The organism is Aeribacillus sp. FSL K6-8394, assembly GCF_038008865.1.
In the GTDB taxonomy this organism is placed as follows: Bacteria; Bacillota; Bacilli; order Bacillales; family Aeribacillaceae; genus Aeribacillus; species Aeribacillus composti.
Map to the genome: position 1 here is coordinate 1 of NZ_JBBPAA010000002.1, position 22500 is coordinate 22500.

The 22500-nt window shown below is 42.8% G+C and carries 14 protein-coding genes, 3 tRNA genes, 3 rRNA genes, 1 other RNA gene and 1 other annotated feature (1 of these 22 only partly in view); of the genes, 18 read left to right on the forward strand and 3 right to left on the reverse strand.

The window, feature by feature from the left end:
• The first annotated feature begins 87 nt into the window (after window positions 1-87).
• The 6 genes from NSR00_RS12350 (at window position 88) to rrf (ending at window position 6660) form a co-directional block, all read left to right on the forward strand.
• Complete coding sequence (locus tag NSR00_RS12350) at window positions 88-1188, forward strand: HD-GYP domain-containing protein (protein WP_340789297.1); 1101 nt, start codon at window positions 88-90, stop codon at window positions 1186-1188.
• Between the two features lie 210 nt (window positions 1189-1398).
• Window positions 1399-2952, forward strand: a 16S ribosomal RNA gene (locus tag NSR00_RS12355).
• Window positions 2953-3089: 137 nt separating this feature from the next.
• Window positions 3090-3166 (forward strand) — tRNA-Ile (locus NSR00_RS12360).
• 16 nt (window positions 3167-3182) lie between these two features.
• Window positions 3183-3258 (forward strand) — tRNA-Ala (locus NSR00_RS12365).
• Between the two features lie 177 nt (window positions 3259-3435).
• A 23S ribosomal RNA gene (locus NSR00_RS12370) occupies window positions 3436-6405 on the forward strand.
• Between the two features lie 139 nt (window positions 6406-6544).
• Window positions 6545-6660: ribosomal RNA gene (gene rrf / locus NSR00_RS12375) — 5S ribosomal RNA — on the forward strand.
• The 16S, 23S and 5S rRNA genes sit together here with 2 tRNA genes alongside, the layout of an rRNA operon.
• Before the next feature lie 713 nt (window positions 6661-7373).
• Here rrf and NSR00_RS12380 read toward each other — a convergent pair.
• Complete coding sequence (locus NSR00_RS12380; protein ID WP_340789301.1) at window positions 7374-8336, reverse strand: YaaC family protein; 963 nt, start codon at window positions 8334-8336, stop codon at window positions 7374-7376.
• A gap of 118 nt (window positions 8337-8454) precedes the next feature.
• On the opposite strand from NSR00_RS12380, the gene guaB reads away from it, so the two are divergent.
• From guaB to serS, 5 genes are all read left to right on the forward strand, one after another.
• Window positions 8455-9921, forward strand: coding sequence for an IMP dehydrogenase (gene guaB / locus NSR00_RS12385; protein ID WP_063388665.1), 1467 nt, complete (start codon window positions 8455-8457; stop codon window positions 9919-9921).
• A gap of 159 nt (window positions 9922-10080) precedes the next feature.
• Window positions 10081-11439, forward strand: a complete 1359-nt coding sequence (locus NSR00_RS12390; protein WP_117017543.1) for a serine hydrolase — start codon at window positions 10081-10083, stop codon at window positions 11437-11439.
• 141 nt (window positions 11440-11580) lie between these two features.
• Window positions 11581-12465 carry a pyridoxal 5'-phosphate synthase lyase subunit PdxS gene (gene pdxS / locus NSR00_RS12395; RefSeq protein ID WP_063388667.1) on the forward strand — a complete coding sequence of 295 codons (885 nt, stop codon included), beginning with the start codon at window positions 11581-11583 and terminating at the stop codon, window positions 12463-12465.
• Window positions 12466-12478: 13 nt separating this feature from the next.
• Complete coding sequence (gene pdxT, locus NSR00_RS12400) at window positions 12479-13066, forward strand: pyridoxal 5'-phosphate synthase glutaminase subunit PdxT (RefSeq protein ID WP_066251693.1); 588 nt, start codon at window positions 12479-12481, stop codon at window positions 13064-13066.
• Between the two features lie 50 nt (window positions 13067-13116).
• Window positions 13117-13333: a binding site (T-box leader), on the forward strand.
• A gap of 48 nt (window positions 13334-13381) precedes the next feature.
• A complete protein-coding gene (gene serS / locus NSR00_RS12405) occupies window positions 13382-14662 on the forward strand; it encodes a serine--tRNA ligase (protein ID WP_063388675.1) in 1281 nt (426 codons plus the stop codon).
• Window positions 14663-14737: 75 nt separating this feature from the next.
• Here the strand turns inward: serS and lhgO are convergent, their stop codons facing one another.
• Window positions 14738-15934 (reverse strand): L-2-hydroxyglutarate oxidase, encoded by a 1197-nt coding sequence (gene lhgO, locus NSR00_RS12410; RefSeq protein WP_063388669.1) that lies wholly within the window; start codon window positions 15932-15934, stop codon window positions 14738-14740.
• A 395-nt stretch (window positions 15935-16329) separates the two neighbouring features.
• Here lhgO and NSR00_RS12415 point away from each other — a divergent pair.
• A tRNA-Ser gene (locus NSR00_RS12415) sits at window positions 16330-16422 on the forward strand.
• Window positions 16423-16908: 486 nt separating this feature from the next.
• Here the strand turns inward: NSR00_RS12415 and NSR00_RS12420 are convergent.
• A complete protein-coding gene (locus NSR00_RS12420) occupies window positions 16909-18195 on the reverse strand; it encodes a glycoside hydrolase family 18 protein (RefSeq protein WP_340789306.1) in 1287 nt (428 codons plus the stop codon).
• Window positions 18196-18327: 132 nt separating this feature from the next.
• Here NSR00_RS12420 and tadA point away from each other — a divergent pair, with 132 nt between their 5' ends.
• From tadA to NSR00_RS12450, 6 genes are all read left to right on the forward strand, one after another.
• Window positions 18328-18816 carry a tRNA adenosine(34) deaminase TadA gene (gene tadA, locus NSR00_RS12425; RefSeq protein ID WP_340789308.1) on the forward strand — a complete coding sequence of 163 codons (489 nt, stop codon included), beginning with the start codon at window positions 18328-18330 and terminating at the stop codon, window positions 18814-18816.
• 100 nt (window positions 18817-18916) lie between these two features.
• Window positions 18917-19181, forward strand: an RNA gene (ffs, locus tag NSR00_RS12430) — signal recognition particle sRNA large type.
• A gap of 565 nt (window positions 19182-19746) precedes the next feature.
• Window positions 19747-21429, forward strand: a complete 1683-nt coding sequence (gene dnaX / locus NSR00_RS12435) for a DNA polymerase III subunit gamma/tau (RefSeq protein WP_063388671.1) — start codon at window positions 19747-19749, stop codon at window positions 21427-21429.
• Between the two features lie 30 nt (window positions 21430-21459).
• Complete coding sequence (locus tag NSR00_RS12440) at window positions 21460-21783, forward strand: YbaB/EbfC family nucleoid-associated protein (protein ID WP_375338795.1); 324 nt, start codon at window positions 21460-21462, stop codon at window positions 21781-21783.
• A gap of 13 nt (window positions 21784-21796) precedes the next feature.
• Window positions 21797-22393: a recombination mediator RecR gene (gene recR, locus NSR00_RS12445; protein WP_063388672.1), complete on the forward strand. Its 597-nt coding sequence runs from the start codon at window positions 21797-21799 to the stop codon at window positions 22391-22393.
• A 22-nt stretch (window positions 22394-22415) separates the two neighbouring features.
• Window positions 22416-22500: the beginning of a YaaL family protein gene (locus tag NSR00_RS12450; protein ID WP_094244829.1), read on the forward strand. The gene runs 134 nt beyond the window's last position; 85 of the gene's 219 nt are visible here — the first part of the coding sequence; the start codon lies at window positions 22416-22418; its stop codon lies off the right edge, out of view.

The window sequence follows — 22500 nt, forward strand, 5'->3', positions numbered from 1 at the left end:
AAACTTTGTCGAAAAATATTTTTTTGACACCCCTGAATCGGCTACAACCGTTGATATATCAACATTTATAGAGGGAGGGGGATTCATTTGCGGATTCATGTCAAAAAATTGAAGCCGGGATTTGTCTTAGCAGAAGATGTTTATTCTTTGTCACCAAAACCAATTGCGAAAAAAGGCACTGTTATTAATGAGGAACATATTGAATTTTTTCGTGCATTTTTAATTAAAGAAGTTCAAGTCCGGACTTCTACTACTACAGGAGTAAAAGAAGCGAAAGAAGATATTTCCACTGATCAACCTCAAAAAAATGAGGCTGACGTTCAAAAAACGGAAAGTTCATCCAAAACTGCTTTTGAAGAAATTTTTGTACATTCAGTAGAACAGCTCCAAAAGTATTTTTTATCTTGGCAGTCGGGTGCTTCAGTAGATATTTATAAAATTAGAACATTACTCCTCCCAGTATTAAAAGCTGGGTTTGATCAACCAAGCAAAATAATGGAGACTTATACAACATGTGATGCAAAAAATTATATTTGCCATCATTCTGTTTCTGTCTCTTTATTAAGCGCTTTAATTGCAAAAAAAATGGGATTTTTAACTGGTGAAGTAAATCAAATTGCTCTTGCAGGTCTGTTAAGTGATTGTGGGATGGCAAAAATTACGCCGGCAATTTTAACAAAAAAAGAAGCGCTGACAGAAAAAGAGTTCCTCGAGGTTAGAGAACATCCTATTCACAGCTATAAATTATTAAAAGATTTACCAGCTTTAACAGAAGGTGCGAAAGTTGCAGTCTTGCAGCATCATGAAAGATTTGATGGATCAGGTTATCCTTTAGGAATTAAAGGCGTTCAAATTCATCCTTTTGCCAAAATCATTTCGTTTGCAGACGCATATCAAGCAATGTTTTCTCCTCGTCCATATCGCAATGGACAATCGCCTTTTCACGTATTGGATCAAATAGAAAAAGACCAATTTGGAAAATTTGATTTATCGGTTGTTCAAGCTTTCAAAAAAATATTTATAAAAGATATGGTAGGACGAACAGTAAAGCTTTCTAATGGAGCTTATGGGAAAATCGTTTTTATAAATGAAAAATTGGTTACAAAGCCGATGGTACAAGCAGAAGATTCCGATCAAATTATATCTTTGGAAAAGAGCAAGGATTTGTCGATTATAAAGGTTTTTTAGTTTTTTCGAAGATATAAAATAATGCTTGTCAAAAACGATTGAAACTGCTATAATCACTGAAGTCAGCAATTAAAATAAAAAAAGTGTTGACAACCATAAAGTATGATTTTATAATGTAAAAGTCGCTGTTTTTGATATATGATCTTTGAAAACTGAACAAAATGAAAAGCGTGCCTGTTGATTCTGACAAGAGCATTTGGTGACAAACTTTTTTTGGAGAGTTTGATCCTGGCTCAGGACGAACGCTGGCGGCGTGCCTAATACATGCAAGTCGAGCGGACCGAAGGGAGCTTGCTCCTTTAGGTTAGCGGCGGACGGGTGAGTAACACGTGGGCAACCTGCCCTGCAGACTGGGATAACTTCGGGAAACCGGAGCTAATACCGGATAACACCGAAAACCGCATGGTTTTCGGTTGAAAGGCGGCTTTTAGCTGTCACTGCAGGATGGGCCCGCGGCGCATTAGCTAGTTGGTGAGGTAACGGCTCACCAAGGCGACGATGCGTAGCCGACCTGAGAGGGTGACCGGCCACACTGGGACTGAGACACGGCCCAGACTCCTACGGGAGGCAGCAGTAGGGAATCTTCCGCAATGGACGAAAGTCTGACGGAGCAACGCCGCGTGAGCGAAGAAGGTCTTCGGATCGTAAAGCTCTGTTGTCAGGGAAGAACAAGTGCCGTTCGAACAGGGCGGTACCTTGACGGTACCTGACGAGGAAGCCACGGCTAACTACGTGCCAGCAGCCGCGGTAATACGTAGGTGGCAAGCGTTGTCCGGAATTATTGGGCGTAAAGCGCGCGCAGGCGGTTCCTTAAGTCTGATGTGAAATCTCGCGGCTCAACCGCGAGCGGCCATTGGAAACTGGGGAACTTGAGTGCAGGAGAGGGGAGCGGAATTCCACGTGTAGCGGTGAAATGCGTAGAGATGTGGAGGAACACCAGTGGCGAAGGCGGCTCTCTGGCCTGTAACTGACGCTGAGGCGCGAAAGCGTGGGGAGCGAACAGGATTAGATACCCTGGTAGTCCACGCCGTAAACGATGAGTGCTAAGTGTTAGAGGGTATCCACCCTTTAGTGCTGCAGCAAACGCATTAAGCACTCCGCCTGGGGAGTACGGCCGCAAGGCTGAAACTCAAAGGAATTGACGGGGACCCGCACAAGCGGTGGAGCATGTGGTTTAATTCGAAGCAACGCGAAGAACCTTACCAGGTCTTGACATCCCCTGACAACCCTAGAGATAGGGCGTTCCCCTTTCGGGGACAGGGTGACAGGTGGTGCATGGTTGTCGTCAGCTCGTGTCGTGAGATGTTGGGTTAAGTCCCGCAACGAGCGCAACCCTTGACCTTAGTTGCCAGCATTCAGTTGGGCACTCTAAGGTGACTGCCGGCTAAAAGTCGGAGGAAGGTGGGGATGACGTCAAATCATCATGCCCCTTATGACCTGGGCTACACACGTGCTACAATGGGTGGTACAAAGGGCAGCGAAACCGCGAGGTGGAGCGAATCCCAAAAAACCACTCTCAGTTCGGATTGCAGGCTGCAACTCGCCTGCATGAAGCCGGAATCGCTAGTAATCGCGGATCAGCATGCCGCGGTGAATACGTTCCCGGGTCTTGTACACACCGCCCGTCACACCACGAGAGTTTGTAACACCCGAAGTCGGTGGGGTAACCCTTACGGGAGCCAGCCGCCGAAGGTGGGACAAATGATTGGGGTGAAGTCGTAACAAGGTAGCCGTATCGGAAGGTGCGGCTGGATCACCTCCTTTCTAAGGATATATACATTGAAATAGGGTACGCTTTTCCGTTTTGTTTAGTTTTGAAGGATCACATCCTTCCCCGTTTGCTGGTGAATTCGCAAAGTCGATTTCCCAGCGAATAGAAGTTGAATAAAAAAATACAGGATGGGCCTGTAGCTCAGCCGGTTAGAGCGCACGCCTGATAAGCGTGAGGTCGGTGGTTCAAGTCCACTCAGGCCCACCATAAATAAGACCATCCTGGGGCCTTAGCTCAGCTGGGAGAGCGCCTGCTTTGCACGCAGGAGGTCAGCGGTTCGATCCCGCTAGGCTCCACCATAAGTTTAATGAATATTGGAAGCATTGCTCCTATGCGAGAGCCCATTCGAAGGATCGGATGTTCGGCTAAAAGCAATTCAACCAGCAAGGGAGCTCATTGAAAGAAAAAGCATTGTTCTTTGAAAACTGGATAACGGAAAGACATTCACGAATAGATCGCTCATGTTAGGAAGAAACGGTTAAGTTAGAAAGGGCGCACGGTGGATGCCTTGGCACTAGGAGCCGATGAAGGACGGGACAAACACCGAAATGCTTCGGGGAGCTGTAAGTAAGCGTCGATCCGGAGATGTCCGAATGGGGGAACCCACTGTCCGTAATGGGGCAGTATCCATACCTGAATCCATAGGGTATGGAGGGCAACCCGGGGAACTGAAACATCTAAGTACCCGGAGGAAGAGAAAGCAACAGCGATTCCCTGAGTAGCGGCGAGCGAAACGGGAACAGCCCAAACCAAGAGGCGTGCCTCTTGGGGTTGTAGGACACTCGATTAAGGAGTGACAAAGGAACGGGGTAGACGAAGAGGTCTGGAAAGGCCCGTCAGAGAAGGTAACAACCCTGTAGTCGAAACTCCGTTCCCTCCCGAGTGGATCCTGAGTACGGCGGGACACGTGAAATCCCGTCGGAAGCAGGGAGGACCATCTCCCAAGGCTAAATACTCCCTAGTGACCGATAGTGAACCAGTACCGTGAGGGAAAGGTGAAAAGCACCCCGGGAGGGGAGTGAAAGAGAACCTGAAACCGTGTGCTTACAAGTAGTCAGAGCCCTATTCCCACCCACAAAAGCAGGCTTTTGCGGGGACCCGGGATGGGTGATGGCGTGCCTTTTGTAGAATGAACCGGCGAGTTGCGATTTCGTGCAAGGTTAAGCCGAAAGGCGGAGCCGCAGCGAAAGCGAGTCTGAAGAGGGCGAAATAGTACGAGGTCGCAGACCCGAAACCAGGTGATCTACCCATGTCCAGGGTGAAGGCAAGGTAACACTTGCTGGAGGCCCGAACCCACGCACGTTGAAAAGTGCGGGGATGAGGTGTGGGTAGGGGTGAAATGCCAATCGAACTTGGAGATAGCTGGTTCTCTCCGAAATAGCTTTAGGGCTAGCCTCAAGGGAAGAGTCTTGGAGGTAGAGCACTGATTGGACGAGGGGCCCCCATCGGGTTACCGAATTCAGTCAAACTCCGAATGCCAATGACTTATCCTTGGGAGTCAGACTGCGAGTGATAAGATCCGTGGTCAAAAGGGAAACAGCCCAGACCGCCAGCTAAGGTCCCAAAGTATACGTTAAGTGGAAAAGGATGTGGAGCTGCTTAGACAACCAGGATGTTGGCTTAGAAGCAGCCACCATTTAAAGAGTGCGTAATAGCTCACTGGTCGAGTGGCTCTGCGCCGAAAATGTACCGGGGCTAAACGTATCACCGAAGCTGCGGGTTGACACCGTTGGTGTCAGCGGTAGGAGAGCGTTCTAAGGGCATCGAAGCCGGACCGGAAGGACCGGTGGAGCGCTTAGAAGTGAGAATGCCGGTATGAGTAGCGAAAGAGGGGTGAGAATCCCCTCCGCCGAAAGCCTAAGGTTTCCTGAGGAAGGCTCGTCCGCTCAGGGTTAGTCGGGACCTAAGCCGAGGCCGAAAGGCGTAGGTGATGGACAACAGGTTGATATTCCTGTACCACCTCCTCACCGTTTGAGCAATGGGGGGACGCAGGAGGATAGGGCAAGCGCGCGGTTGGATGTGCGCGTCCAAGCAGTTAGGGCTGGCAAGCAGGCAAATCCGCTTGCCGTGTGCTTGAGCTGTGATGGCGAGGGAAAGGAAGTACCGAAGTTCCCGATTCCACACTGCCAAGAAAAGCCTCTAGCGAGGTGAGAGGTGCCCGTACCGCAAACCGACACAGGTAGGCGAGGAGAGAATCCTAAGGTGAGCGAGAGAACTCTCGTTAAGGAACTCGGCAAAATGACCCCGTAACTTCGGGAGAAGGGGTGCTCATCAAGGTGATAAGCCATGATGAGCCGCAGTGAAAAGGCCCAGGCGACTGTTTAGCAAAAACACAGGTCTCTGCGAAACCGTAAGGTGAAGTATAGGGGCTGACGCCTGCCCGGTGCTGGAAGGTTAAGGGGAGCGCTTAAGCTGTAGCTGAAGGTGCGAACCGAAGCCCCAGTAAACGGCGGCCGTAACTATAACGGTCCTAAGGTAGCGAAATTCCTTGTCGGGTAAGTTCCGACCCGCACGAAAGGCGTAACGATCTGGGCACTGTCTCAACGAGAGACTCGGTGAAATTATAGTACCTGTGAAGATGCAGGTTACCCGCGACAGGACGGAAAGACCCCGTGGAGCTTTACTGCAGCCTGATATTGAATGTGGGTACAGCTTGTACAGGATAGGTAGGAGCCAGAGACGCGTGAGCGCCAGCTTGCGCTGAGGCGACGGTGGGATACTACCCTGGCTGTACTGACATTCTAACCCGCGCCCCTGATCGGGGCGGGAGACAGTGTCAGGTGGGCAGTTTGACTGGGGCGGTCGCCTCCTAAAAGGTAACGGAGGCGCCCAAAGGTTCCCTCAGAATGGTTGGAAATCATTCGGAGAGTGCAAAGGCAGAAGGGAGCTTGACTGCGAGACCTACAAGTCGAGCAGGGACGAAAGTCGGGCTTAGTGATCCGGTGGTTCCGCATGGAAGGGCCATCGCTCAACGGATAAAAGCTACCCCGGGGATAACAGGCTGATCTCCCCCAAGAGTCCACATCGACGGGGAGGTTTGGCACCTCGATGTCGGCTCATCGCATCCTGGGGCTGTAGTCGGTCCCAAGGGTTGGGCTGTTCGCCCATTAAAGCGGTACGCGAGCTGGGTTCAGAACGTCGTGAGACAGTTCGGTCCCTATCCGTCGCGGGCGCAGGAAATTTGAGAGGAGCTGTCCTTAGTACGAGAGGACCGGGATGGACGCACCGCTGGTGTACCAGTTGTCCCGCCAGGGGCACCGCTGGGTAGCTATGTGCGGAAGGGATAAGCGCTGAAAGCATCTAAGCGTGAAGCCCCCCTCAAGATGAGATTTCCCATCGCTAAACGCGAGTAAGATCCCTTGAAGATGACGAGGTAGATAGGTCCGAGGTGGAAGCGTGGTGACACGTGGAGCTGACGGATACTAATCGATCGAGGACTTAACCAAGTAAGAGCATCTATTCGTGAAGGAACCGTTATCTAGTTTTGAAAGAATGATATTCAAAAAAGTGTTGACAACTGAGATCAAAAAGTTATAATATTAGTTGTCCATCGAACTGAATGGAACAATGAATAGAAAAAAATTGCTTGGTGGCAATGGCGAAGAGGTCACACCCGTTCCCATCCCGAACACGGAAGTTAAGCTCTTCAGCGCCGATGGTAGTGAGGGTTTGTCCCTTGTGAGAGTAGGACGCTGCCAGGCAAAAACAAAAAGCAGCAAAACAGCTGCTTTTTTTTTGTATATAATCATATTTTTGTTAAAGAAGCAGCACAACTACCGTTGGCTGCTTTTATCCATGTGCGCCCGGCATGGGTGTAATCTATAGGGTGAAAGTCCCGAGCTGCGAAGGCAGAAGTAGCAGTTAGCTTAACGCAAGGGTGTCCGTGGTGACGCGGAATCTGAAGGAAGCGAGCGGCAAACTTCCGGTCTGAGGAACACGAACTTCATATGAGGCTAGGTATCACTGGGTGAGTTTGCATGACAAAACAAAGCCCTTTCTGCCGAAGGTGATACAGAGTAAATGAAGCAGATGGATGGAAGGAAAGATTACACTCTTACCCGGGGAGGTCTGGCTGGCACGCCAAGTAACCTTGGTAACCTATCTAGTGATAGATAGCTGAACAGTCAGAAGTCAGCAGAGGTCATAGTATTAGTTGGTCTAGAACAACTAAGAAGGACCGAACAATTAAGAGAGAATAGCCCTTGGCATTCAGTGTGTCATGATGAACACAGAAAACGTAGTACCTCACTTGAGGGAGGAAGCGGTGAATCCCGTGGGAGATCTCTTGGAGGGTGGAGTGACCACTGGCATAAAGAGAACAGCTATTCACGGAAGTTATAAAGACTTGCGTCAATTATCTTAATTGAACCGCCGTATACGGAACCGTACGTACGGTGGTGTGAGAGGACGGGAGTTAATCGCTCCCTCCTACTCGATTGAAAATATGGTTTAAATACATTAAGGTTAACCAAGGAATTTTTTTTAATGTGATTTCCATAAATTGATGAATAAAAACGTAATCATCACTATGATGGTTATACATAAGATCATACAGCCATTCGGTTTCATATCGGGAAATCATGCTTAAGTTATAAAGCACAAGGTAGTGGATTAATATTTCTGGCATTAATTTTATATCTTCTTTCGCAGCCGGCAGATAATATTGTTTATTATAAAAGTTGAATAAATAGGAGGATTTCCATAAATAGTGAAATTCGGCTGAATGGGAAAAATAAAGTGAATCTACATCTTCGTTTGAAAGCATCCAATGAAGCTGGCTTTGTAAAATCTCAGCAAGACGCTTAGAGGTAATACAGTAACGATTTGCTATTTCTTTATGTACAATGATGAATGTGTCATTTGTCTCAATTGGGATGGTCGTTGGGATTTGTAAATGAAACTGATATAGATCGCTTAATTCGGGGATTCTTTTCAAAAGGGAATCCATGGAAAATTTTTCTCCAGGCGTGTGATTTAATTGAAAAAGATTGAGGGCAGCATGGCGATATAAACCATTTTTTTGCACCTTAACTTCATCTTTTAAAAAGTTATAATTATGTTTTTTTCGTTTCCTTGTTGATACCCCATGGGATAAAACAGCTGAAGAGGAAGGATAATGAGCATCGACTGTCAGAAGCAGTGCCTTTATCAGCTGGCTGATGCCGTAAAAAGCTAAAACCGGTTTGATCATGATCGGGGCTGTATCAGCCATTTTGTAATAATTTTCTCCATGTTTTAAAAAATAAATAAATGTATAGCAGTTTTGATAAGATGTTTGTTCAGGCTCATGCACGTTAAGTTTTTGATAATGTTTGGTAAGCAGCCGTTGGACTGTTTGAGCAGAGTGAAATGATGAATAAAAATTCCAAATCGACAATGAGACCCCTCCATAACAACTATTCTAAAAATTTAAATTCTTTGTGGATTTCTTGACAGCATCTTTAGCAATTGTTAATCTACATATAATATTTTGCCGTGATTAGGGGGTTTTAATAATGTGGGAATCAAAATTTTTAAAGGAAGGCTTAACGTTCGATGATGTTTTGTTAATTCCTGCCAAGTCAGAGGTTTTGCCGCGTGATGTGGACTTAAGTGTTGAGCTAACGAAGACGTTAAAATTGAATATTCCAATTATCAGCGCAGGAATGGATACTGTTACCGAATCAGAAATGGCGATTGCTATGGCGCGCCAAGGAGGATTGGGCATTATCCATAAAAATATGTCGATTGAACAGCAAGCTGAGCAAGTAGATAAAGTAAAACGTTCTGAGCGCGGTGTTATTACAGATCCGTTTTTCCTTACTCCGGACCATCAAGTATATGATGCGGAACATTTAATGAGCAAATATCGGATTTCTGGTGTTCCGATTGTGAACAATGCAGAGGAACAAAAGCTTGTAGGTATTATTACAAACAGAGATTTACGTTTTATACAAGATTATTCTACAAAAATTTCTGAAGTGATGACGAAAGAAAATCTAGTTACAGCTCCTGTAGGCACAACATTGGAAGAAGCTGAAAAAGTTTTGCAAAAATATAAAATTGAAAAGCTCCCGATTGTAGATGATAAAGGCATATTAAAAGGCCTTATTACGATTAAAGATATTGAAAAAGTAATTGAGTTTCCAAATTCAGCTAAAGATGCCCATGGAAGATTGATCGTCGGCGCTGCAGTAGGTGTAACATCTGATACGATGCTGCGCGTTAAAAAACTAGTGGAAGCAAATGTGGATGTTATTGTCGTGGATACGGCGCATGGACATTCAAAAGGAGTTTTAGAAACAGTAAGGAAAATTCGTGATGCTTATCCAGATTTAAATATTATTGCAGGAAATGTTGCAACAGCTGAAGGAACGAGAGCTCTCATAGAAGCTGGAGCAGACATTGTGAAGGTTGGAATTGGCCCTGGTTCCATTTGTACTACTCGTGTGGTAGCAGGTGTTGGGGTGCCGCAAATTACAGCCATATATGATTGTGCGACAGAAGCAAGAAAGCACGGAGTAGCTATCATTGCTGATGGCGGAATAAAATATTCAGGAGATATTGTAAAAGCATTGGCTGCAGGTGGACATGCCGTCATGTTAGGAAGTTTGCTTGCAGGTACATCTGAAAGCCCGGGAGAAACAGAAATTTACCAAGGGCGTCGATTTAAAGTATATCGCGGCATGGGTTCAGTTGCAGCGATGGAAAAAGGTAGCAAAGACCGTTATTTCCAAGAAGACAACAAAAAATTTGTTCCAGAAGGAATTGAAGGCCGCATCCCATATAAAGGACCGTTGGCAGAGACAATTTACCAACTTGTCGGCGGTGTGAGATCAGGTATGGGATATTGCGGAGCAAAAAATTTATATGAGCTCCGTGAGCATTCACAATTTATCCGGATGACTGGTGCAGGATTAAGAGAAAGCCATCCGCATGATGTTCAAATTACAAAAGAGGCTCCTAATTATTCCATTTCTTAACAACTGACAGTTCAATAGTCTTATTTAAAAAATTACGACTTTTAGACAGAGTAGAGACTCTGTCTATTTTTTTTATAAGATGTATGTTAAAATCAATTTTGTTGTGTTAACTATTAATTATTTTTTAAAATAGATATTTTCAAATAAATGGAGGTAATCATGGTGCACTTCACGAAAAAATTCATCTCGGCTCTCGTCATCACGTTTTTATTGATGACGGCATTTTCCCCTTTGTCTCCCAAAATAAATGCTGAAGAAAATGACCCATTGGGCATCAATGCCTCTGCAGCCATTGCCGTTGAAGCCTCTACAGGGAAAATTGTGTACGGAAAAAATATTGATAAAACTCTTGGAGTTGCAAGTATGACAAAAATGATGACTGAATACTTGCTGCTGGAAGCGATCCATGAAAAGAAAGTTTCTTGGGATCAAACATATCGTCCAAGTGATTATGTTTACAAAATTTCCCAAAATCGCAGTTTATCCAATGTCCCTTTAAGAAAAGATGGAAGTTATACAATAAAAGAGTTATATGAAGCAATGGCCATTTATTCTGCAAATGGTGCGGCGATTGCAGTGGCAGAAGTGATCGGTGGATCGGAAACAAATTTTGTGAAAATGATGAATGAAAAAGCGAAAGAACTAGGCTTGAAGCATACGAAGTTTGTAAATGCGACAGGTTTAAACAATAGAGACTTAATGGGGATGCATCCGGAAGGAACAGGTGAGGAAGAAGAAAATGTAATGTCTGCGAGAGACGTTGCCAGCCTTGCGTACCATCTTTTAAAGGAGTATCCTGAGATTTTAGAAACGGCCAAAATTACGAGAAAAGCTTTTCGAGAAGGTACGGATGATGAGATTAAAATGGAAAACTGGAACTGGATGCTGCCTGGATTAGTTTATGGTACAGAAGGTGTAGACGGGTTAAAAACAGGATATACCGATTTTGCGGGCTCCTGCTTTACGGGAACAGCCGAACGGAACGGAATGCGAATCATCACAGTTGTTATGAATGCGAAAGGTAAAGGGAGCAACAATTACGTACATCGTTTTAGTGAAACTAGAAAACTAATGGACTATGTTTTCAGCAATTTTTCCATTGAGGAATTATTTCCTGCGCAATATCAAATAAAAAATAAATCAACTGTATCTGTTGTAAAAGGAAAAGAGAAAAAAGTAGAAATAGAAACAAAAGATTCTTTAAAGCTCCCTATTAAACGTGGGGAAAAAGACCAGTATGAGCCGAAATATGTTTTAGATAAAAAGCTTTTAACTGCGAACGGAGAGCTGACTGCACCAATTAAAAAGGGCGCCAAGGTCGGGTATATGTCCGTAGAATATAAAGGGAACAGCCAGGATTACGGATTTGTAACAGGTGAATCCGAAGCGAAAGTTGATGTAGTGACAAAAACAAAAGTCGAAAAAGCTAACTGGTTTGTATTATCAATGAGAGGCATTGGTAGTTTTTTTGGTGATGTATGGAACGGAGCAGCAAACATGGTAAAAAGCTGGTTTTAATGCATAACTCCTAACATTTTGTTGGGGGTTTTTACTATATTTAAAATAAAAGAAATCCTTGAAATTTGATAGGAATTTTATAAAAATTAGGATAAAATAGATGTATGCATTTGAATGTATCATTAAGGAGGAACTATAGAAATGGCAATTACTGGTACTGATCGAGTAAAAAGGGGAATGGCCGAAATGCAAAAAGGCGGCGTCATCATGGATGTGGTCAATGCAGAACAGGCCAAAATTGCTGAAGAAGCAGGTGCGGTTGCCGTCATGGCGCTGGAAAGAGTTCCTGCTGACATTCGTGCGGCAGGCGGGGTTGCCCGCATGGCTGATCCGACGATTATTGAAGAGGTCATGAACGCGGTTACGATTCCAGTAATGGCAAAATGCCGTATTGGACATATTGTAGAAGCTCGAGTATTAGAAGCGCTCGGTGTTGATTATATTGATGAAAGTGAAGTGTTGACACCGGCTGATGAAGAGTTTCATATAAATAAGCGGGAATTTACGGTTCCATTTGTTTGTGGCTGCCGTGATTTAGGAGAAGCAGCTCGCCGAATTGGAGAAGGTGCTTCCATGCTCAGAACGAAGGGCGAACCGGGAACTGGCAACATTGTAGAAGCAGTTCGTCACATGCGGAAAGTGAATGCACAGGTTCGGAAAATTGTCGGCATGAGCGAAGATGAGCTAATGACGGAAGCAAAAAATTTAGGAGCCCCGTATGAAGTGCTACTACAAATTAAAAAGGAAGGACGACTCCCTGTCGTGAATTTTGCTGCTGGCGGCGTTGCAACACCTGCTGACGCAGCGTTGATGATGCAGCTTGGTGCAGATGGTGTGTTTGTCGGCTCAGGTATTTTTAAATCTGAAAATCCAGGAAAGTATGCTCGGGCAATTGTGGAAGCGACCACACACTATGAGGATTATGAATTAATCGCTCATTTATCGAAAGATCTTGGAACTGCGATGAAAGGGATCGATATTTCTTCATTGCTTCCGGAACATCGTATGCAAGAACGTGGTTGGTAAAGGAGAATACAAAATGAAAGTAGGAGTTTTGGCACTCCAAGGTGCTGTGAGGGAGCATATTCAGTCAATCGAAGCTTGTGGTGCAGAAGGCGTAAAAATTAAAAAATCCGAACAATTGCAAAATATCGATGGACTTATTTTACCAGGCGGCGAAAGCACGACAATGAGAAGATTGATTGAAAAGTATGGGTTGATGGACCCTTTGAAAGAATTTATAAAGGGAGGAAAACCTGTTTTCGGTACATGTGCTGGTCTTATTTTGCTGGCGAAGCAAATTGTTGGACAAGATGAGCCGCACCTTGGTGTATTGGATGTGGTCGTTGAACGGAATTCTTTCGGCCGTCAGCGTGAAAGTTTTGAAGCGGAATTAACCATTGCAGGAGTTGGGGACGATTTTATAGGTGTGTTTATTCGCGCTCCGCATATTGTAGAAGCAGGAGAAAATGTTGAAATTTTAGCAAAACATGAGGATCGAATTGTTGCTGTTCGACAAGGCCACATACTTGGATGTTCATTCCATCCGGAATTGACGGATGATCATCGATTTGTGCAATATTTTTTAAATATGGTGAAGGAATCAAACGAGAAAGTTCATGCATAAAAAAGTTGAACAAACCCTAAACTTATAGTAAATTTATGAATATAAATAGATCTAAAGCAATGAGAGGAACTAGTAGCAAGTTGTTTTTCTTAAGAGAGCTGGTGGTTGGTGGAAACCAGTGAAAAACGCTTGTGAATCCGTCCTTGAGTGAAATGCTGAATGCAAGTTTTTGTTAGTAAGCATTTACGGAAAAAACCGTTACCTTTGTAAGTGGAAGGCTGATGCCTTCAAGCAGGGTGGCAACGCGGGTATACTCTCGTCCCTTTTTGGACGGGAGTTTTTATTTTGAATATAAAAACGAAAGGAGTGTCCATGATGCTTGATATGAAATTTTTACGGTCAAATTTTGAAGAAATAAAAAAGAAGCTTGAACACCGTGGAGAGGATTTAACTGATTTTGATCAATTTGTTGACTTGGATAAAAAGCGTCGTGAACTAATTGTTACGACGGAAGAATTAAAAAGCAAAAGAAATGAAGTATCTTCTAAAATCGCCGAATTGAAAAGAGAAAAGAAAGACACAGATCATTTAATTCAAGAAATGCGTCAAGTAGGAGAACGCATCAAAACACTTGATGAGGAATTAAAAGAGATTGAAGAAAAGTTAGAAACCTTGATTTTGTCGATTCCAAACATTCCGCATGAGAGCGTTCCAGTCGGCGATTCAGAGGAAGATAATGTAGAAGTCCGCAAATGGGGAGAAATCCCGACCTTTCGTTTTGAACCAAAACCTCATTGGGAAATTGCCGACCAATTAGGAATTCTCGATTTTGAAAGAGCCGGCAAGGTGACCGGCAGCCGCTTTGTATTTTATAAAGGTTTGGGCGCAAGATTAGAAAGGGCGCTTATCAGTTTTATGATAGATTTGCACGTTGAAGAACATGGCTATGAGGAAGTTTTGCCTCCGTATATAGTGAACCGTACAAGCATGATCGGAACAGGACAGCTTCCGAAGTTTGAGGAAGACGCTTTTAAAATTCAAGGTGAGGATTATTTCTTAATACCAACAGCGGAAGTTCCTGTCACAAATTTGCACCGTGATGAAATTTTACAGGAGAAGCAGCTTCCAATCAATTATGTAGCGTACAGCGCTTGCTTCCGTTCTGAGGCAGGGGCGGCCGGAAGAGATACGCGCGGCCTTATTCGCCAGCATCAATTTAACAAAGTGGAGCTTGTGAAAATTGTAAAGCCTGAAGATTCTTATGAGGAATTAGAAAAATTAACAAGTCATGCTGAAAACGTATTGAAGCTGTTAGGACTTCCATATCGAGTTATGAGCATGTGTACAGCTGATTTAGGCTTTACGGCAGCAAAAAAATATGATCTTGAAGTATGGCTTCCAAGCTATCAAACATATCGTGAAATTTCTTCTTGCAGCAACTTTGAAGCGTTTCAGGCTCGCCGGGCGAATATACGGTTCCGACGGGATCCGAAAGCAAAGCCTGAGCATGTGCATACGTTAAATGGTTCTGGGCTTGCAATAGGTCGTACAGTAGCAGCCATTTTGGAAAATTACCAGCAAGAAGACGGATCTGTCGTCATTCCGGAAGTGCTGCGTCCATATATGGGAAATAAAACAGTAATTAGTAAAAAGTAATTCATACTGAATAGAAAAAATGAAAGGGGATAGGAGGGGTTCCTTCCATATCCCTCTTTTATGTACAAATGTATTTTATATAGGCTGCCGTTGTATCATTTGTTTGGCAATTGTTCTTCCTATTTCAATGGATGCTGTCGCTGCAGGAGATGGAGCGTTCAGCACATGAATGGACCGTTTCGTTGGCACAATATAAAAATCATCGATTAAAGCCCCGTCTTTACTTAAAGCTTGAGCTCGGACACCAGATGGTCCAGGCAGCAAATCTTCTTCTGTAATATCGGGCATGAGTTTTTGAACATTTTCGACAAACTTTTTCTTTGACATCGATCGAATCATTTCTTCGAGTCCTTCTTTCATATATTGACCTGCTAATTTCCAAAAACCGGGGAACGTTAATACTTCAAACAAATCTTTCATATTTGCGTCGCTTTTTTTATACCCTTCTCTTTTCAAGCTTAAAACAGCATTTGGACCTATATCTATAGATCCGTCAATCATTCTAGTAAAGTGAACGCCTAAAAATGGAAAATTAGGATTTGGTACAGGATAGATTAAGTTTTTAACTAAATATGATTTTTGCGGATTTAACATATAATATTCTCCACGGAATGGAACAATTTTCACATCCGTATACAGATTTGCTATTTTAGCAATACGATCGCTGTTAAGTCCTGCACAATTTATAAAAAATCGGCTTTGAAAGGTTTTGTTTGCTGTTTCAACGATAACTTCTTGTTTTTTTTCATGAATCACTTCTACTTTTTCGTTTAAAAAGATCTCCCCGCCCTTTTCGAGGATTAAATCTGCCATCCGTTCACTAACAAGACGGAAATTTACAATACCTGTTGATGGAACATGAATGGCTTCTATTCCATTCACATAAGGTTCAAATTCATGAAGCTCCTCCTTTGAAATTTTCCGGATATTGAGGCCGTTTTTTAATCCGCGTTGGAACAGCTTCTCAAGCTCCTCCCGCTCATGTTCATCGCTGGCAACGATTACTTTGCCGCAGACTTCATAAGGGATATCGTATTTTTGGCAAAACATGATCATTGCCTGATTACCTTTTTTCGCAAGCTGCGCCTTATAGCTCCCGGGCTTGTAATATATACCGGAATGGATCACCCCGCTGTTATGACCCGTTTGATGGGAGGCAACTTTATTTTCTTTTTCGATTATTGCCACTTTTGCGTTTGGGTGTTGTTCATATATTGCCAATGCAGTGGATAAGCCGACTATTCCTCCGCCGACAATTACATAATCATACATATTTTTCTCCGTCCTCCTCTAGTCATCCGCAAGCTTCTCACTCTGATTTTTTAAGGGATTTACGTTTTGCACTAGGCTTCAGTTGTTTTTATACATGCTGTTTTAAAAGCGCGGCAAATCAATGCAAAGATAGCAGCCGATTGCGGGGAAAAGATGCCTTTGTTCATGTCCCGAAAAAACTAGTGTCCATTTGTGAGCGCTTTAAATTAACTTGCAATTCAAGTTTATAACATGATGAATGAAATACAATCGATTTTTTTCGAATTTTTTAATTTTTTCTATTTAAAAAAATAAGCTTCTTTGTAAAGAAGCGTTTAAGGAAAAAAATTATTTGATAACTTTTATGAGTTTATTGACATACATTTTATACTGTGCTATATTAGTCCATGTCATATGGAGGAGTACCCAAGTCTGGCTGAAGGGGTCGGTCTTGAAAACCGAGAGGCGGGTCAAACCGCGCGGGGGTTCGAATCCCTCCTCCTCCGCCATTATTTACCGAGTGCGCATAAATTGGAGATTGGCTAAATTCGTTACGGGCTGTAACGAATTTTTTATTTTTTAACGGATTTCCGAAAGAAGTCTCCCATCCTCAAGGAATGTGCAGGGCGTAGCCCAATGAGTAGGTGGGAGATGAATTTCGGTTGGCGTTAGCCAACGAATAGGATAGAATATGGGTAGAACGGACACCTTCGGAACGAAGGGAAGCGTAAAGGGTTCTTGTGTGTGGCTTACCGTTCAGCGAACACACACAAGTCGCTTGAAGCCCCAACCCCTAAGCGAAGCGTAGGTGGTGGGTAGTTCACAACAAAATGGCTAATCCTCATGGAAAACAAAAATCATCGATATAAACGTTAAAGGGGCGTCTATAAGCTGAAAAGCAACTTATTAGGCGCCTCTTTTATTTTTTTGAAAAACAAAACAGAAATTCCTCATATTTAAGATCATTTGATCAATAGTTGTTTATAAAGAAGTATTTATTTTTTTACGACTTGAAAATTATCGATAATCAACAGCCAATTTTGCGGAAACGAAATTCCTAGTTTCCAATAGCTAACACCTCGCAAATGCAGCTCTTTTACAAGATCGAATTTGGCTTGTATGGAACGGGCATCTTCAAACCAAATTTCATGAACCTTTTGGTTTTCATCCGTATATCGAAAAGTAGGGGCTTGGGCTTCTTCATCAAATTTGATTTCTGCATTGTATTTTGATGCAAGCTGAATTGCCTGCTGCGGACTTATCGCTTTTGCGTAAGGCCCGCCTTGCACAAAGGGAAGAGTCCAGTCATAACCGTATAAATTTTGTCCCATCATAATTTTCTGTGGAGGAATCTCCGTAACGGCATATTCGAGTACATCACGGACTGGGCCGATAGGAGAAACAGCCATTGGCGGTCCGCCGCTGTACCCCCATTCATATGTCATAATGACGACCCAATCCACAATTTCTCCATGTGCTTTATAGTCGTGGGCCTCGTACCATTGTCCTTTTTGCTCTGCGCTTGTTTTGGGGGCTAATGCAGAGGAAATGAACCACCCTTCACTGTGCATCCTGTCTCTCGCCCTTCGCAAAAATTGATTATAGGCTTCCCGGTCGGCAGGAAACAAATATTCAAAATCAAAGTGAATATCTCGAAACTGATATTTTTTTGCTGTGGCAACAATATTATTTAAAAATTTAGTTTGTACATCATCGTCTGTCAGCAATATATGCCCTAACTCTGCACTAAATTGATTGTTCTCCAAATTTGTGACAGCCATTGAAAACACTAAATTTTGTTCATTAGCAATAGTTGGCAAGTTCCCAATCGGTGGCTCTTTTAAAGAACCGTCACGTTGTGCTTGAAAGCTAAAATGGGTAAGGTAGGTTAAATAAGGGGCAGTCTCTCTTGCGCTGTCTTCGAGATTTTGGCTGACTTGAGCACCAAGCGGTTCTAAATATACATTAAATTCTGCTTGCCGTTTAGGCCGTTCTGGGATATATAATCGAAGGCCAATAGGCAATAATTGATTTATATTCAGTCCATTTACTGCTGCAAGCTCAAATACAGATGTACCAAATTTTCTTGAAATGCTCCAAAGGCTGTCTCCCCGTTGAACGGTGTAAAATTGTCCGATGATTGGAATAACAATTGCTTGACCTACAACAAGCTGATCAGGATTAGGAATTTCATTTGCTTCAACGATGGCTGTTATAGATGTTCCATATGTTTGTGCAATGGAATAAAGCGTTTGCCCAGATTGAACAACATGAATTAGCAAAATCATGACCTCCTGTAAAAACTGTTTGTAAATTTTATGTTTTCATCGCAGAAAACATGCTTTTGGAAAAGGTTGAAAGGAACCCGCACTTTTTTTAAGATGAAATTATATCGATAGGATGAGGAGCAAAAAATGACTAAAGACGAATATTATATGACTTTAGCAATTAAAGAGGCGAAGAAGGCGGAAAAGATTGGCGAGGTTCCGATTGGTGCTGTGCTTGTTGTAGATGATGTAGTGGTTGCAAAAGCTCATAATTTGAGGGAAACCGAGCAGAGGTCAATCGCTCATGCGGAAATATTGGCAATTGATGAGGCGTGCAGGAAGCTTCGAACGTGGAGACTCGAGAACTCGACGCTATATGTGACGCTTGAGCCATGTCCAATGTGTGCAGGAGCGATTGTAATGTCAAGACTTGAACGTGTAGTTTTCGGCGCTTTCGATCCGAAGGCTGGTTGTGCAGGAACGTTAATGAATTTATTAAATGAACCTCGTTTCAATCATCAAACAGAAGTAATTTCAGGCGTGAAGCAGGAGCAATGCAGTGAAATGTTAACCTGTTTTTTTCAAAAGTTGCGGGAAGAGAAAAAACGGTTGAAAATGAAAAATAAAAACAATTGAATTTTTTAACATATTGGGAAGCGTTGCATTTTCTCGAAAAAACATATATACTAAATTTGCGTCCTTAAACGGCGCAAAGTGAAAATCGGTTTAAACTTTGCCGTGCTAAGCGGGGAGGTAGCGGTGCCCTGTACTCGCAATCCGCTCTAGCGAGGCCGAATTCCTTCTCGAGGTTAGTATATTTTAGGGTCTGCCTCAAGTAAGTGGTGTTGACGTTTGGGTCCTGTGCAATGAGAATCCATGAACCATGTCAGGTCCGGAAGGAAGCAGCATTAAGTGGAAGCTCTCATGTGCCGCAGGGTTGCCTGAACTGAGCTAACTGCTTGAGTAACGCCTAGGGTTGCTAATCGACAGAAGGTGCACGGCAGTTATCATATCAAACAATAAGATCCCCTTATAGTAGGCAGAAAAAGAAAAGTCTGTCAACTATAAGGGGATTTTTTCGATGAGAGAAATATGAACAGCGTATGATGTAAAGCTTAAAAAATGTAATGAGGACATTGGTTTAAAATATGGATTGATGCATGATGGGGAAAACACTTTAAGCAGAAAGAAATGAAGAAAATATTAGGAAGACTTTAAAACTCCCCAAGAAGATCTTGAAACAAAAGTGTCCTTAGCGGCTAAAACCATACAGAATACGCCGTCCCATTTCAAGTCTCATCCATACTTTTTCCGCACGTCCGAATAGATGAAGGATGCATTATGCAATATAACTATCAACGGCTTCAAAAGAGAAACAGCTTAAAGTCCTAATGAATATCGGTCTCAGGCTGTCTACATGTGCTGTCTATTTAACTGGAGACGCTTTTACAGAGATCGGTTTTATTTTTTTCATAAGTTTTTTATCCTTCTTATGGAAAACTTACATTCGTTTAAACAATCAGGTATAATAAATGAAAGATTACTGTATAAAGGGGAGGGCGTTACTTGAGTTATCAGGCTTTATACCGAGCATGGAGGCCACAGCAGTTTCGTGATGTCGTGGGACAAGAACACGTCACGAAAACATTGCAAAATGCCCTTTTACAAAATAAATTTTCGCATGCTTATCTTTTCACAGGTCCTAGAGGAACAGGTAAAACAAGCGCTGCAAAAATATTTGCGAAAGCTGTCAACTGCCAACAAGCACCAATTGCAGAGCCTTGTAATGAGTGTCCTGCATGTAAAGGAATCACGGAAGGATCGATTTCGGACGTTATTGAAATTGATGCAGCTTCTAATAATGGAGTAGATGAAATTCGCGATATTCGCGATAAAGTCAAATTTGCACCTGCGGCGGTCAAATATAAAGTATATATTATTGATGAAGTTCATATGCTTTCAATCGGAGCATTTAATGCTTTATTAAAAACGCTTGAAGAACCTCCAAAACATGTGATTTTTATTTTGGCTACAACTGAACCTCATAAAATTCCGCTTACCATTATTTCGAGATGTCAACGCTTTGATTTCCGGCGTATTTCTGTTCAATCCATCGTACGTCGCATGAAGGAAATTGTGGAAAATCAATCGATCAAGGTTGAAGAGGAAGCGTTAAAGGTTATTGCGAGCTCGGCTGATGGTGGGATGCGAGATGCACTGAGTCTGTTGGACCAAGCCATCTCTTTTAGCGATGATAAAGTCACATTGGAGGATGTATTATTTATAACTGGATCGGTTTCTCATAAGATGCTCGCAAATTTGGTCCGATTTATTTTTGAGAACAATGTTACGGAAGCTTTAAAAACTATCCACGAATGGTTGGATCAAGGGAAAGATCCTTTAAAATTAATTGAAGATCTCATTTATTACTATCGCGACATGTTATTATATAAATCGGCTCCAAACTTAGAGGAAGTAATGGAACGAGTCGCAATAGACGATGCGTTCGTTTCATTGTGCGAACAAATTCCTATTGAGCAAATTTATGAGACGATTGAAGTTTTGAATCAAAGCCAGCAGGAGATGAAATGGACGAATCATCCCCGTATTTTTGTAGAAGTAGCGATTGTGAAATTATGTCAAACTGAGCGTGTGCAGCCGCCTTCAGTTCATTATGAAGAACTTCTTAATCGAATACAGGAACTTGAACGCACAATATCTTCATTAGTTCAGCATGGAGTTCAAGAACAGTCGCCTGTTAAACAAGAAGCAAAAGTACAAAAAACAATTCAAAGCGGTTATAAAACGCCTGTTGACCGCATTTATGATATTTTGAGAAATGCTACTCGAAAAGATTTGGATTTAGTGAAAAGCCGATGGGGAGATCTGTTAACAACGCTAAAGCAGCAAAATAAAGTGTCGCATGCAGCCCTTTTAAATGAAAGTGAACCAGTTGCTGCTTGCGAATATGCTTTTGTGCTAAAATTTAAATATGAAATCCATTGTAAAATGGTGGCGGAAAATCAAAATCATGTATTAACAAACCTCCAAACGATTTTACAAGGACTCATTGGACGTCAAATGGAGATGATTGGCGTTCCGGAGAAAGAATGGGGTAAAATAAGGGAGGATTATTTGCGCAATCAACGATCAGACGATGCACATCAACAGGAGCATGAAGACGAAGATCCGCTTATTGCCGAAGCAAAAAAATTAGTTGGCACGGATCTGATTGAAATAAAAGAGTAAATAAATGCTTATGGAGGAGATAATATGATGATGCGTGGCGGTATGGGAAACATGCAAAAAATGATGAAGCAAATGCAAAAAATGCAAAAGGAGATGCAAAAGGCTCAGGAGGAGCTTGCTGAAAAAAAAGTGGAGGGAACTGCTGGCGGCGGTATGGTCACGGTTGTTGCAAACGGACATAAGGAAATTTTAGAAGTGAAAATCAATGAAGATGTTGTAGATCCTGAAGATATTGAAATGCTTCAAGATTTGGTATTGGCAGCAACAAACGATGCTCTTCGCAAAGTGGATGAGTTAACAAGCGAAACGATGGGAAGATTTACTAAAGGTATGAATTTGCCTGGGTTGTTCTAGGAGGATCTATTCGATGCAATATCCAGAACCGATATCAAAACTTATTGATAGCTTTATGAAGCTGCCAGGAATTGGTCCGAAAACGGCCGTTCGTCTGGCCTTTTTTGTTTTAAATATGAAGGAAGAAACAGTATTGGATTTCGCGAAAGCGCTTGTCAATGCAAAACGAAATTTATCATATTGCTCGATTTGCGGTCATATTACAGATGAAGATCCATGTTATCTTTGCAAAGATGAGCGCCGTGACAGAAGCATAATATGTGTGGTTCAAGACCCGAAAGACGTCATTGCAATGGAAAAAATGAAAGAATATAACGGTCTATATCATGTTCTGCATGGCGCCATTTCGCCAATGGACGGGATTGGTCCTGAAGATATTAATATCCCTGATTTGCTAAAACGTCTGCAAAATGATGAAATTCAAGAAGTAATTTTAGCAACAAATCCGAACATTGAGGGAGAAGCGACAGCAATGTATATCTCTCGCCTTTTAAAGCCTACAGGCATAAAAATCACAAGAATTGCTCATGGGCTGCCTGTTGGCGGTGATTTAGAATACGCGGACGAAGTCACACTTTCAAAAGCGCTGGAGGGAAGACGAGAGATTTGAAGAGAAAAGGAGTTTGCCAGACATGTTTATTCGGCGAAAGCAATGGTTGAGAAGAGAATTCGATCAGCTGCTTCTTCAAGATTTAATTGAGCTGAAGGAACATTGGG

What these genes read in the sequence shown, in the direction of transcription:
- pdxT (WP_066251693.1), top strand. Translation starts at nt 12,479, where the DNA reads ATGAAAGTAGGAGTTTTGGCACTCCAAGGTGCTGTGAGGGAGCATATT.
- NSR00_RS12440 (WP_375338795.1), top strand. Translation starts at nt 21,460, where the DNA reads ATGCGTGGCGGTATGGGAAACATGCAAAAAATGATGAAGCAAATGCAA.
- recR (WP_063388672.1), top strand. Translation starts at nt 21,797, where the DNA reads ATGCAATATCCAGAACCGATATCAAAACTTATTGATAGCTTTATGAAG.
- NSR00_RS12390 (WP_117017543.1), top strand. Translation starts at nt 10,081, where the DNA reads ATGGTGCACTTCACGAAAAAATTCATCTCGGCTCTCGTCATCACGTTT.
- guaB (WP_063388665.1), top strand. Translation starts at nt 8,455, where the DNA reads ATGTGGGAATCAAAATTTTTAAAGGAAGGCTTAACGTTCGATGATGTT.
- lhgO (WP_063388669.1), bottom strand. Translation starts at nt 15,934, where the DNA reads ATGTATGATTATGTAATTGTCGGCGGAGGAATAGTCGGCTTATCCACT.
- pdxS (WP_063388667.1), top strand. Translation starts at nt 11,581, where the DNA reads ATGGCAATTACTGGTACTGATCGAGTAAAAAGGGGAATGGCCGAAATG.
- tadA (WP_340789308.1), top strand. Translation starts at nt 18,328, where the DNA reads ATGACTAAAGACGAATATTATATGACTTTAGCAATTAAAGAGGCGAAG.
- serS (WP_063388675.1), top strand. Translation starts at nt 13,382, where the DNA reads ATGCTTGATATGAAATTTTTACGGTCAAATTTTGAAGAAATAAAAAAG.